This window comes from Pseudoalteromonas sp. bablab_jr011 (assembly GCF_016464045.1).
GTDB classification, from domain to species: domain Bacteria; phylum Pseudomonadota; class Gammaproteobacteria; order Enterobacterales; family Alteromonadaceae; genus Pseudoalteromonas; species Pseudoalteromonas lipolytica.
The window spans coordinates 1-13015 of record NZ_JACDWU010000286.1; the positions used below are offsets into that span (position 1 = coordinate 1).

At 38.7% G+C, this 13015-nt stretch carries 9 protein-coding genes; 3 read left to right on the forward strand and 6 right to left on the reverse strand.

Features of this window, described 5'->3' with window-relative positions; translation table 11 throughout:
• Window positions 1-184 precede the first annotated feature (184 nt).
• The 3 genes from JIG41_RS17545 to JIG41_RS17555 all read right to left on the reverse strand — a co-directional run bounded on the left by JIG41_RS17545 (window position 185) and on the right by JIG41_RS17555 (window position 7505).
• On the reverse strand, window positions 185-3274 hold the full coding sequence (locus JIG41_RS17545; protein WP_199525171.1) for a TonB-dependent receptor: 3090 nt from the start codon (window positions 3272-3274) through the stop codon (window positions 185-187).
• Between the two features lie 128 nt (window positions 3275-3402).
• Complete coding sequence (locus tag JIG41_RS17550; protein WP_199525172.1) at window positions 3403-6609, reverse strand: TonB-dependent receptor; 3207 nt, start codon at window positions 6607-6609, stop codon at window positions 3403-3405.
• A gap of 32 nt (window positions 6610-6641) precedes the next feature.
• Window positions 6642-7505, reverse strand: a complete 864-nt coding sequence (locus JIG41_RS17555; protein WP_199525173.1) for a S1/P1 nuclease — start codon at window positions 7503-7505, stop codon at window positions 6642-6644.
• Between the two features lie 304 nt (window positions 7506-7809).
• Between JIG41_RS17555 and JIG41_RS17560 the strand changes: the two genes are divergently transcribed.
• Window positions 7810-8628 carry a hypothetical protein gene (locus tag JIG41_RS17560; protein WP_409372749.1) on the forward strand — a complete coding sequence of 273 codons (819 nt, stop codon included), beginning with the start codon at window positions 7810-7812 and terminating at the stop codon, window positions 8626-8628.
• The gene (locus tag JIG41_RS17565; protein WP_249406709.1) at window positions 8615-9562 is read left to right on the forward strand and encodes a hypothetical protein; all 948 of its coding nucleotides are present in this window, start codon (window positions 8615-8617) and stop codon (window positions 9560-9562) included. The genes JIG41_RS17560 and JIG41_RS17565 overlap by 14 nt, the downstream gene beginning before the upstream one ends.
• A gap of 77 nt (window positions 9563-9639) precedes the next feature.
• Here the strand turns inward: JIG41_RS17565 and ushA are convergent, their stop codons facing one another.
• Both ushA and JIG41_RS17575 read right to left on the reverse strand, forming a co-directional pair.
• Window positions 9640-11247, reverse strand: coding sequence for a bifunctional UDP-sugar hydrolase/5'-nucleotidase UshA (gene ushA / locus JIG41_RS17570; RefSeq protein ID WP_074989151.1), 1608 nt, complete (start codon window positions 11245-11247; stop codon window positions 9640-9642).
• A 75-nt stretch (window positions 11248-11322) separates the two neighbouring features.
• The gene (locus JIG41_RS17575) at window positions 11323-11520 is read right to left on the reverse strand and encodes a hypothetical protein (protein WP_036972706.1); all 198 of its coding nucleotides are present in this window, start codon (window positions 11518-11520) and stop codon (window positions 11323-11325) included.
• Window positions 11521-11768: 248 nt separating this feature from the next.
• Here JIG41_RS17575 and JIG41_RS17580 point away from each other — a divergent pair, with 248 nt between their 5' ends.
• Window positions 11769-12509 carry a peptidylprolyl isomerase gene (locus JIG41_RS17580; RefSeq protein WP_199525175.1) on the forward strand — a complete coding sequence of 247 codons (741 nt, stop codon included), beginning with the start codon at window positions 11769-11771 and terminating at the stop codon, window positions 12507-12509.
• A 47-nt stretch (window positions 12510-12556) separates the two neighbouring features.
• Here JIG41_RS17580 and JIG41_RS17585 read toward each other — a convergent pair whose 3' ends face one another.
• Window positions 12557-12970 carry an MAPEG family protein gene (locus JIG41_RS17585; RefSeq protein WP_065979162.1) on the reverse strand — a complete coding sequence of 138 codons (414 nt, stop codon included), beginning with the start codon at window positions 12968-12970 and terminating at the stop codon, window positions 12557-12559.
• Between the last annotated feature and the right edge of the window lie 45 nt (window positions 12971-13015).

Here is a 13015-nt window from a genome sequence, read left to right on the forward strand (position 1 = left end):
ATGAGTTACTGACAACACTTAGGTTGTTTATCTTACCCGATAGGCTACCAGACAGGCATTATCCAAGGGTGATAAGAAGGAAACCAAATAAGTATCCTTACAAAAGAAAATGCCAGTCAGCTCTTAACTGACTGGCATTAGCCAGTAGGGGCGGGCTTTATTTTATAACAAGACTAAATTGTTATTAGAATGTGTAACGAACGCCTACACGCATTTCCCAAAGTGAGGGTTTTGTTTGTACGCTTGTACCAGCTGGGTTGTTGAAAGAGTTGTAAATATACTGCCCATCAACAAGTTCTGTCGTTACTGCACTTTGCAATGAACTACCTGATTTTAAAACACCCCAATCATCGTTTATTAGATTACCAATGTTTTTAATTACAAAATAAGCAGAGCCTTTTTGATCAGGTGTAAAGCCCATAAACTCTTGCTCAACTTTTAGATCAAATGTAACCCACCAGTCGCCATCAATATTATTTCGTTTTTGGATTTCACCTCGTTTTAAGCCTTCACTTTCAACCCAGTTATTAAAGGCGGTTTGATCGAAGTCAGGGCCATAAACAACTGATGCATCATCAACTTCTGGTACATATAAAAGTTGGCGGCTCGCATCATTATAGCCTAAACCTTTTGAATCTTTATCGAAGGTATAAGAGTACGGGTTAGTTTGTTGTGCTTGACCAAATAGATTGAATTTAGTTTCATAGCCGTCAAATATTTCATGGCTGTAACCTAGAGACAGCGTAAAGCGATGTGGTATTTCATAGTTAGAAGTTGTAACCCCAGGGTTCTCTGAATCAGACACTGCAATAAAGTGATAATTCGAGAATGCAACAGAGCTGGTCATTGGGCTCACATCTTTAGCCACGGTATAAGCATAAGAAAGTGCTAAATCAATGCCATTATCAAATGCTTTATTCATTGATAAAGAAAGTACATGCGAATAAGCATCACTGCCTTCTACATTTGTCAGCATAAAGTCAGATACACGCGGGTGTAAAACATCGTTGTAAACAGGGCGGCCATCTGGCGCTGTGTCTGTTTGTACGTTGGCGATGTTGCGAATAATTGCTGAGTCTTGTTTATCTGTGTAGAGGTAATCAACATTGAACACATAATCATTGCTAGTGATGTAAGTACCACCTAAAGAGAACTTCCATTCTGAAGGAATTTCAAAGTCAGGATCTGTAACATTTGCACTTGCATCTGCACCACCTTGTCCAACCTCGTCATAAAGAGATTGTGGAATGTCATAACCAGGCTTACCGCCGCCATTAAATGCAATGGCATCATCACCAAGAATTTGCAGGCCTTTTTGGTCAATCTGAATATTTCTTACACCGTCATTAGAGTAGCTGTTTGAAACCCAAACATTTGGATTACCACCAGAATATAGACCAAAACCACCACGTAACTCTAATTGATCGTTATAAATCCAATTGATACCTAAACGTGGTTGAAGAAGGTCAATACCATCAAGGTTTTGGCTATTTGAAAAGCCATATCTGTCTTCAAAATTTTGGTTATGGGTTGGTTTGTCGCTACTTGTATACCAATCATAACGAAGACCTGCCGTAATCGTAATGTCATAGTCGATTAGCTCAAACTTATCTTGAAAGTAAACGGTGTTCAAAGCGTAAGCAAATTCGCCAGCTGCATCGTCTGGGTTTTGTGATGATGCGTTGCCATAGTAAACACGAGCAATACCATTTTCAAAATCTTCAATTGAACTAAATCGATATTCGCCCTCAGTATGTTGAACAAATAAGTTGTATACATCTAGTTCTTCACGCTCATAGCCAAATGATAATTCATGATCTTCTAAATAGTATGTGCCACCTAATTTAAGTGATAGGTTGTCATAATTTAGGATATTTGATTGGCGTGAGTCGTCAGGGCCGATATAAACATCAATATCACCGGTATCGATACGGAACTCACCAAAACCAGATGCTGCATCCAATGATTGTTGGCGGTTATCTAGTTTTGAATAACCCACTCTTACTTCTGTTGAAAAGTTATCTGTCCAATCAGAGTAAAGAGACGCAACATAAGACTCTAGTTTTGCACCACGCTCATAGAAATGGTTTGAAAGAGCAATTTCATCAGAGTCTGCATCAGATTGAGCAAGCGAGAAACCGTCATTATAGTTATATACAAGGCTTGCACGGTGGGCATCGTTAATGTTCCAGTCAAGCTTTACTAAAATCTTTTCGTCTTCGACAGGTAGGCTCGGAATCATGCTACCAGGATCGTAGTCGTAGTTATCTATCGAGATTTGTGTAATTCGATCGATTGTTGCTTGGTCAATACGGCTGTCAGCAAAAGGAATATAATCAAAGATTTGTGCTCCTTCTAGCTTTTCGTAAGAAGTAAAAAAGAATAATTTATCTTCAATTAAAGGTAGTCCTACATTAAAACCATAACGTTTTTCAGTGTAGTTCCCTGTATCAAATTTTTTACCTTCGATAGAGTCGCCAGACATTGAGTCGTTGGTATAGTCGTAAAATAAACCACCATGAATTTCATTGGTGCCTGACTTTGTAACCGCATTAATATTACACGATGTAAAACCACCGTATTGCACATCAAATGGTGCAAGTTCAACGGCCACTTGGTCTATTGAATCGAATGAAAACGGCATGCGTTCAGTCGGGTAACCACTAGAATTTAAACCGAAGTTATCATTCATGCGGACACCATCAACAGTTAGGCTGTTGAAGCGAGGGTTACCGCCTCCACAATTAATCGAGTTTGCATTTGTTTCATCAATAAAGATGCGTGGATCGGCGCGAATAATATCTTTTAAATCACGGTTTATGGCAGGGCGAGATTCTAGATCTTCAAGCGAGAAGTGACTTGCAGGGCCTGTGCTACCAGTTTGTGCGCTTATAGGCGCTCCAGATACCACGATTTGTTCCATTTGCTGTGTTTGTAAACTAACAGTCACAGGATAATCTTGACCTAGGGTCAAATAAATACCATCAAGTTGTTGATCTTCATATTGATCAGAATCGACGATTATTTTGTAAGGCCCGCCAACGCGGAGGCCTTGGCTAGAAAAATTACCTTCATTTGTTACAGTTGTTTTTTTAACTGAGCCTGAAGGGATATGGATTATTGTTATTTGCGTACCAGCAGCAGGATTGCCATTTGGGCCTGTAACTTGTCCTTTTATAGAAGACGAGGTTTCATTAGCCATTGCAGCATGGCTGAACGTTAAACATGTCGCAACAGCTATTGCCAGTGTACTTTTATTAAATGTTGATTTCATGAGGTTTCCCGTTATTAAATTACGATACTTACTGGGTGTAAATACCTTTCCTTTTTTAAAATCAATGTGTGTCATTTTTATTACAGATATAAAAAAGCCCGTAATAAAACGGGCTTAAATAGTATAGATTAGAACTTGTAACTAATACCAATTTTAGCTTGCCATGCAGAAGCACTTTGATCGATTAGAGTGTAATTTCTTACATCGGCACCATTGTATGCTTCATGAATTATATAGCGGCCTTGGTCATCTAAACCACCAAAGTCATAAACTGATTGGTCTTGATAGCTAAGACGTTTTTCAATACCCCAGTCGCTATTAAGTAAGTTAGCAAAGTTATCAATCATGAAATACACTTCACCGCTATGACCTTTAGCGAAACCTGGGATTTCTTGCTTAACGCTGATATCCATAGTTGTAACCCAAGGCATAGTACCCGTATTACGGTCTAAGATTTCACCTCGCTCAGAAATACCGGCTCTATCAAGTAGTGCTTCAAGTTCACCCCAGGTAAGTTGCGATTCATCCCAGTTTACATTTGGATCATCCGCACCTGTTGGAATATAAGCTAAGTATGCAGAGCTTGAGTAGAAGTCACGCGAATCACCTAGCGCACCGTCTTGGTACGAAGCCATTGTGTGACTGTAAGGGCGACCTGAACGACGCTCAAAGTAAAGGTCAAACTTTGTGTTATAGCCTTTAAAGAATTCAGTGTGGTAGCTGATGTTCACTTTAAAGCTATGTTCTACTTCATAGGCACCACGCTGTGCTAAGTCTTGGTTACGGTTTTTAGTAACATTATGCTGGTAGTTACTTTGTGCTTGCGAAGATGAACCTGAAGCAGCTTCAGTGATATCTTGGTGTGCATAGCTTGCTGAGATGTATAAACCGTTATCCCATTCTTTTGCAAGTGCTGTTGAGAAGATAACTGAACGGCCATCATCAGATGAGTTTGTAAGCATGATATCGAAGTTATCAGCTAAATCACCTGAGTAGATGCTTTCTTGGATTAAACGCTCGCCATCTGCTGCAACGCCCACAGGGACGATAGCCGTGTTGTGCCAAATCGCTTCGTTTTCTTTCTTGTGGTAAGCAATTTCAGCTTGCCATTTGAAACCATTACCAAGTAATTCAGAGTCAAAGTCATACTCGAAACCAATTTGGCTACGGATGCTTGAAGGTAGTTTAAAATTAGGGTCAATGTAGTTTGTGCTACCCGCACCTTTAACCAGTGAATCTTGAATTGCACCTGGCACAGATGTGATATCTGCAGGGTTATTTGCGTAGTAATCATTAATAACTGATTGTGGTGCATCAACAAGAGTAATACCGTCTTTTTGGTACGAGTTGTTATACCAAACGTTAGGAATACCACCCTGGAAACGACCTACACCACCACTGATTGTTAGGTTTTCTGTTGCGTAATATTTAAACCCAACACGTGGTAGGATGATATCTACACCATCAAGGTTTTCTTGGTTTGAAAAACCATAAGTCTCTACGAAGTTTTCATTTAGAGTTGGCTTGTCGTCAGATGCCAAACGCTCATAACGAATACCTGCATTTACTTCTAAATCGTCACCAATGTAAAAAGTATCTTCTAGGTAGATTGCTAATTGGCTACGCGTTGCATCATATGCTGTGTCTGCAGCGTTGTTTGTGTATGCATTACCATAAGAGAAGTCATAAGTACCATTAAAGTTACCTACCTCACGGTTTGCAAAACCAGCAACACTATCAAACTCCCATGAACCTAATGAATTTGCAGCAAATAAGTTATAAAGATTAAGTGATTCATACTGAATACCAAAGTTAAGCTCATGCTCCTCAAGAAGGTAAGTACCATCAAATGTCAATGTTAGGTTTTCAGTTGATGACTCATTCGCGTGACGGTATTGGTCTGTACCAAACTGATATGCTGGACCACGGTAGTATTCTTCAACTTTAACACTACCAATATTCGAGTTTGTTAAGCTGTTTGAGCTGACATCTTTGTATGCGATACCAATCTCTGATGAGAAAACATCGCTCCAATCTGAGTATAGTTTTGTCGAGAAGTTATTGAACTTAGTTGCGTATGTATAACGGCTTGAAGCTAGAGATATCGTTTTGCCTCCAGTGCCGAAGTTTTTTTCGTCTTGATCATCTTGCCACTGGTATGTGAAATCTAGACGGTGTGCGTCATTGATGTTCCAGCTTAGCTTAACAAGTAATGATTCATTTGTGTCTTCAGGATCGCCACCTAAAGAGTCTTGGAAACCATATACATTGTCTAATACAGATAAGAAATTGCTGAACTGCTCTTCAGTTACATTGTATTCGTTCGTTGCACCAGAGCCCTCAAAACCATAATCTAAATCAAGCTCGCTCTTCCAACTGTTGTAGTTAACAAAATAGAAAAGCGTGTCTTTGATTAGTGGACCGCCCACGTTAAAACCGAAACGTTCTTCTGTTTGAGTAGGTTCAACCTTGTTAATTTCAAATGTTTTATGGCCATCTTCGTCTAAAACTGGGCGCCCATCGACAGAAACTTCTGAAATATTATTTACATCACCCGCCATATCTGGTGTTGATGTTTCGTAGAAACCTGAGAACTTGAATTCATTAGTACCAGATTTTGTAACAGCATTAATTGTACCACCACCAAAGTTACCTTTTGATGCCGAGAACGGTGATACATCTACAGAAATTTGCTCGATTGCATCAAGTGCAACAGGTGGTTGAGCAGTAGGGTAGCCGCCATAGTTTAAGCCGAAGTCATCGTTTTGGCCAATACCATCAACGGTCAGGCTATTTGTACGCGGGTTATTACCGGCAAACGTAAGCTCTCCGCCACCATTAATACTTGCAAGAGGATTTAATCTTGCGACATCTTTAATGTCTTTATTAAAGCTTGGCATATTATTGATTGTGTCTTCACCGAAAACACTGCTTGAACCGCCAGACTGTTGAACAATTTTATAGCCAGAAACTTCAATTTTTTCCATTGCTAATGAGTTTAGTTGTTCTTGTAAGCGGTAAGTATCACCAAGCTCAAGGTAGATATTTTCTACCATGCTGTCACTGTGTGTATCTGAGTCGATAAGTACAGTGTATGGGCCACCAACACGTAGACCATTTGCGATGAAAGTACCGCTTTCATTTGTAGTTAACTCACTGACTGTGCCAGTTGGTTGGTGAATAACCTTTATTTTAACATTTGCAGCTGCTTCACCAGAAGGGGTTGTGATTTTACCTCTCATTGAAGATGAGGTATCTGCAGCCATAGCACTTGTTGAAACACCAAGAGCTAATATAACTGCTCCGGTTAATTTCGAAAGGCGTAACTTATTCATTATGTTATTTCCCGTGTTAGAGGTTTGTTAGTTTATAGTTCACTGTTAGTTGGCATCTTTAGTGCCTTTACTAACGGTTTTGCTGATTTATCAAATAACGAATTTAATAAACCGGCTAATCTGATCCCACCTTGTTGTAGGCGAGTTTTTATAACTGGTACATTTTTGTATATGTAACTGTAACTTATGCTTGTTTCATTTTCTTTATAGATTGATTTTGCAATATTATGAGATTCTATTAACCAATCGCTTGGAGAGCTTGAGAGGTAATCTGCTATAAGTTCTTCATTTTTAGTGTCTATAAATTGCGCAAATTCACTATAGGACAAGTTTTCGTTTTCAATTAACTTTGTGTCCCATAAGCTATGTAAATTGGTATTTTGACCGAAGAATGTGACAGAAATATTATTTCCGCCGCGGTCTTCGCCTCTACCTGCATGAAAAGGTTGGTGACTATCGCCGACCAAATGAACTAAAAAGCGCAAAGCGAACTGCTTTTCAGCAATGGATGCATTGTCATTTTTTAATACTGTAATTGAGTATTCAATGCCTTCTAAAATATCTGTAACAGAGTCTTTATTATGGTGTGCGTGTTCATCGTACTTTGGCTTTGCATCGCCTTCATCAAAGTTTATGTAATGCCAGCGTGATGATTTCTTTTGCCAGAATGTTTCAGGTGCTGAGCGCATTTCATCGGCCCAGGTAGCAATTTGAGGTAATGATTCACCGTCTAATAGGGGAGTTAAAGCTTTGCGAGTGGTGTCAGTAATATGGTTTGCAGCTACTTCACCTACAATACGGTGGCCGTTTTGCCCCCATGCGTGAGAAGGTGAGCTCATTGACATAGATAAAATGCCAGTTGAGATGAGCAACATTGTTTTTGTTTTTTGTAACATTGAGTCAGTGTCCGAATAAATGCGTAATTAAGCACGATTCCATAATGTCAATTCTCCTGAATTTCAGCTGAAATAGAAAGGACTCAATAAGATTCATAATTTCTTGTTCATAAATACATAAAATCAATAGGTTACAATGTTTAAGTAAAGTTACCTATTGCAATGAGTAAGAATAATTGTTCAAATAGAGACAACAGTGCGTTGTTGGCTATTAAAATTGAATTTTAAAACAATACTAATAAAAAAATCATCGATTGTTACATTTTTGTTTCTGTCTCTTATTTTGTTTTTTTGCATCGGAACGATGCAGAGTAAAGCCCCGATTTCTGATATTGACGCTTTCATAGAAACTTCGTATCGATGTGCAACAAAGTCAGATGTTAATCTTAATGAACTTGTTGTTTATTCATCAGGTAAAGTGCTTGCTGAGGACGTTGCGAAAGTACTGTGTAGTGATGACATTATTAGTAAGCAATATGGAACGGTCACATCTTACTGGGGCTATAAAACCTCAGACACAATCGAGTTTTTAGGTAAAGGAATTGCTGATATTATTCTCGCTAAAGAGAATCTTATAAATGCGTTTATGGCAGAATCGACCTATAACTATCAAGCTGTAGTGGGGTTTCCAAATTACACCGCTTATTTAATTTCAAGTACTGAAAAACCTCGTGTAGAGAAAAGTTACTTTCTTGATAAACGTATTGGCCTGTTAGATTATCCGACAAGTCGTTCTGGTCATATACTACCGAAGCAATTATTCAAAAAGTTAGATATTAACCTTGAGAACTTAAACATTGTTTATGCCAGCTCTCATTTTGAACTGAGAGAATTACTTGCCAGTGGTCAGGTCGATTTGATTTCTTCATATTGGCAAGATTCGGATCAAGCAAAGTTTTCCGCAAATTATATTACCCCGATTAGCGATAATATTAGTGGTAGTCGCTGGTACTTAAAAATGGAAAATGAAAATACTGATCTACTTTGCGCTGTGCAATTACGCTTAACAGAATTAGCGCGCAGCCAGAATTCACACTACTTCAATCATGTAGAATCATTTTGGGAATGTGATGCTGAAAAGCAAATAAAACGCAGTACAGGGGAAAACAATGCTGCCAACTAGAGTAAAGTTTGCCTATGCAGTGGTTTTCTGTGTCGCAAGTATTATGATGTTTGCGAGTTATATTTCTGCTAAATATAGTGATAACCGTGCGAATAATGCGTTAACAATCGTTAAAATAGAAAATCGCATTGCACTTGACCTGAACTACTTAAATTTACCCGATGACTTTCTTAAACATTCGGGTAGTAAAGACATGGTGCTTAATTATATTGAACAGTTAAATAGCCAGTTATCTGCCTCTGATGTGTTTGTTTACTCTATTGAGGGAATTTCAGAATACCCTGCGCGTGCTGATTTAATTGTGAAACAATTACACACACCACAAAAATCTCTCAGTGTTAGTTTTGTCGTAGACTCCTCGATATTTGAAAAAAATGACATTGTTGTGTTGATTTTAGTTTGTGGATTTGCAGGATTGTTTACCTATTTACTCTTTTTGAGTGAGCGCACTAAAATAAAAATTGCGAAACATACCCCTGATGTTGAAAAACATACTCAATTGCAACCAAAACTGATTGTTGACCTTAAAAGTAAAACATTGTCAGCAAATTGCGACAAAGAAAAAACCGTTGCTTTAGCGAATAAGCCGCTGTGTTTTTATTTGGCCCTAGTTGAGTTTTGTGTTGAAAACCCAGACGTCATACTTAATCAAAATAAAGATGTTCCCGAAGAGTTGTTAGCACTGGCTAATAAGTATTTTTACCGGTTAGTAGAACTTGGTCACACCATACGCAAACGACCAAATTTCACGAATAGTTTAGAAAAAACATTAAGTGAAATACGCGCGGCCCTTGATGAGGTTTGGCAGGAACTCCCAGAAATTAAAGACACCTATTATCCACCTAAAGCACATGGGGAAGGGTCTCGCTCTCGTCTACACCATTATGGTTTAAAGGGCATTACGCTAGATGACATTGAAGTTATTGGAAAATAACAACCACAAAGTAGCTTATAAGAAATAAAAAAGGGAAGTGCATGTTACTGACTTCCCTTTCTTTATGACTTTAACCCCTAATTAGGCGCGTAATCGGCCGCTTTCAGAGGACTGTTCTGTTCGAAGTAACGTTTCAATGCCTGTGCATCGGTATCATCAGTACTAACGAATCCGGCTTTTTTGGTAAGCGTTGGGTAACCATCACCGCCTGAGGCATTGTAGCTATTGATACTCATACGGTAGGTTTTAGTCATTTCAATTGGCGCACCATTAATTTTAACATCGGATAGCTGATTGTTTTCGCGTTTAAAACTAAGCTTATGATATTGTAAATACGCACCTGAGTCGGGTGGGAATGATGTCACAACGTCAAGGTAATCAAACAGGTCTTTACCTGTTATATCAATGTACGTAATTCTATTTTTAAACGGGTGTACTTTTAAAATATCTTTGTAGCTTACATCACCTGCGTGAATACTATCTCGGATACCACCGCCACTAATTATGCCAAAGTCAGCTCCGACAGATTGCATTTGTGCTGCAATAATCACGCGAGCTAGGTTTACTTGTTGATAACGCACTTTATTACGATCTCCTTCTAGTTTGCTATCAACTTCACCTATTTTCCCTGCAATTTGGGCTGCGCCTTTTTCTTGGTATACAGCAAGCATGTTTTTGAGTGACTTATCGGGCTCTATATAATCACCTGCTAGCTGTTTTTTACCCTCTTTATTTTCAACATATAAGTTAACAGGAATAAGTGAATAGTTAAGGAGAGTCAATTCGTCACCTTCTAGTTTAAACTCGGCTTTACCAACATATTTACCCCATTCATGGGCTTGCATAATCCATGTCCCATTTTGTTGGTCTGGTTTACAGGCCTTTCCTGGTGCAAAATTAACATCTGCGACATTCTCTTCTGACATACACACAGGTTCTTGAGAGTGGCCGCCTACGATAATATCAATCATACCCTTCGGTAAATTGCGCGCCATTGTCACGTCGCCGGGTGCATTAATACCATAGTTGGCATCGACATAATGGCCCATATGCGTAACAGCAATTGTAATATCGGGATTATATTGCGCCTCTATTTTAGGGGCTAAGCGGGTTGTCACAGTGACCGGATCTTGAAAATCTAGCCCGCCAATGTATTGCGGATTACCAATCTTTGCCGTATCCGTGGTCGTTAAACCAATGACGGCTATTTTAAGGCCATTTTTTTCGAATACTTCATAAGCCTGATAGGCTGTTTTTCCGGTTTCTTTATCAAAAATATTGGCAGATAAGAATGGAAAGTTTGACCACTGTTGTTGTTTATCTAAAACAGCTAATGGGTTATCAAACTCATGGTTTCCAATTGCCATTGCATCATAACCAATTGCAGACATTCCTTTAAAATCTGGTTCAGCGTGCTGTAAGTCAGATTCAGGAATACCAGTATTAATATCGCCACCAGACAATAATAATACGGCGTGTCCATTGTTGACTGCTTCTGCTTTTAATCGATCGATAAGGGTCTTACGAGCAGCCATGCCGTATTCACCTTGTTCATTGTGCCAAAAACGGCCATGGTTATCGTTCGTGTGGAGAAGTGTAAGGTATTGAACACTATCAGTATGATTTGAAGAGCTACTACATGCAGTGAGTGTGACAAGTAGTGAAGATAAAATAAAAAAGCGCATAATATGTTGCCTGATAAAAGCATGAGGTTAATTATGCGCTTAGTTTAAACGACTGAGGTTTAAATTAAATGACTTTTATACGTTTTTATTGCTCATTTGTGTATTTAATTGTCCCGTCGCCGCTAATTGTCTACGTTGTAACTCTTGTTCAGCATAATGGGATTTTTGGTGGTTATTACCAACCATCCAGTTAAGGAAGCTTGCTGGGAGCTTATTGTATGGCTCACCTTGGTGTAAGCCAAAATCGCAGATTGCGGTTTCTTCATTAGCCATAGTGGTGTTCCTATGTGTTCATTGTTGTCGTGTAGATACTAACAAACTCAGTGTATTTGATAAGACGATTTTGCTTTTAAAAGCAATTTTTATATAACTAAAATGAATACGCGATGTAAATAAGTGTAACTAAGTTGTGATTGATTTGATGTGTTTTGTGTAACTGTTTGGTCTGCTATTTTACGACAGCTGTTTTTTGTTTAGTCTCTTGGCAGTTTTATAATAAAAATTATCAGGAATGATTAATAATGAAAAAGCACTTGGTATCTTCATTGTTATTTGCTGCGTGTTTCCAAGCAAATGCAACAGTTGTAGAAATGCAAACCGATCACGGCACTATTACTATCAACTTATATGATCAACAAACACCGGTAACAGTTGAAAACTTCTTAAGCTACGTTGGCGATGGCGCGTATGATGGCAGTGTTATTCATCGCTCTGTAGATAACTTTGTTTTGCAAGGCGGTGGCTTTAGTTATGATACTGATTTTAAAGAGATTGAAACGAAGCCTGCAATAAAAAACGAACCTGAGTTATCAAATGTGAAAGGCACAATAGCGATGGCCAAACAAGGCGGCAATGCGAATAGTGCAACAAGCCAATGGTTTTTTAACTTAAAAGATAACAGCGCGAATTTAGACGTACAAAATGGTGGTTTTACTGTGTTCGGTGAAATTACAGCAGATAGCCAACAGGCAATTGATGCAATTACGTCTTTGGTGCATTGTGGTGAAATTCCTGTTGTAGGCCTTAATAAAGATCAGTGTCCTGATACGACATCGGGTTTTAATGCTGAGGACTTAGTGACGATTAACAGTGTTATTATCGTAAATGACGACCCTAACTCATCTGCATCGCTGCAACCTAAAGAAAACACCTTAATTGACAATGTTGATTCTGGGGATGGGACCAGTGGCGGAAGTTCAGGGAGCATGGCATGGCTACTATCTCTTCTTGCCTTTACAGGCGTGAGTCGCTTTAAAAAATAAACACTTATTTCGGTAAGGCGTTTAATTCGCCTTACCGAGTATGGACGCTAAAAAACGCGAGTTAAAATGACCACCCACATAGATAGCATTACTAAACTGCTAATAACAAAACTGTAATAACGCACTTTTAACGTATTTGATGTTAAATGAATATAACTGTGCACAACACGCAGCAAAACATAAACCCACGCTAATGCCACAAACATATAACCTACCGCATTTAACTGTAAGGCTGTTAAACAGGCAATAAAGAACAACACAGGCATTTCGAATTGATTAATAAAATTTCGATCTGCGACACGCACATCTGAGCCGGCTTTTTCGAGCTCCATGGTAAGAAAATCTTTCATTTCAATTGTTTTTTGCTTTGCAGCACGAAAACGGCGTTTACCCATTATGAACATAATAATGAACGTAAGTAAGACCTGTGTGAACATTGCTACAATTAGCCACTTTTCCATAGTTCATCCTTTGTTATAGTTATAGTTGTAAAGTTTAAGTCGTTA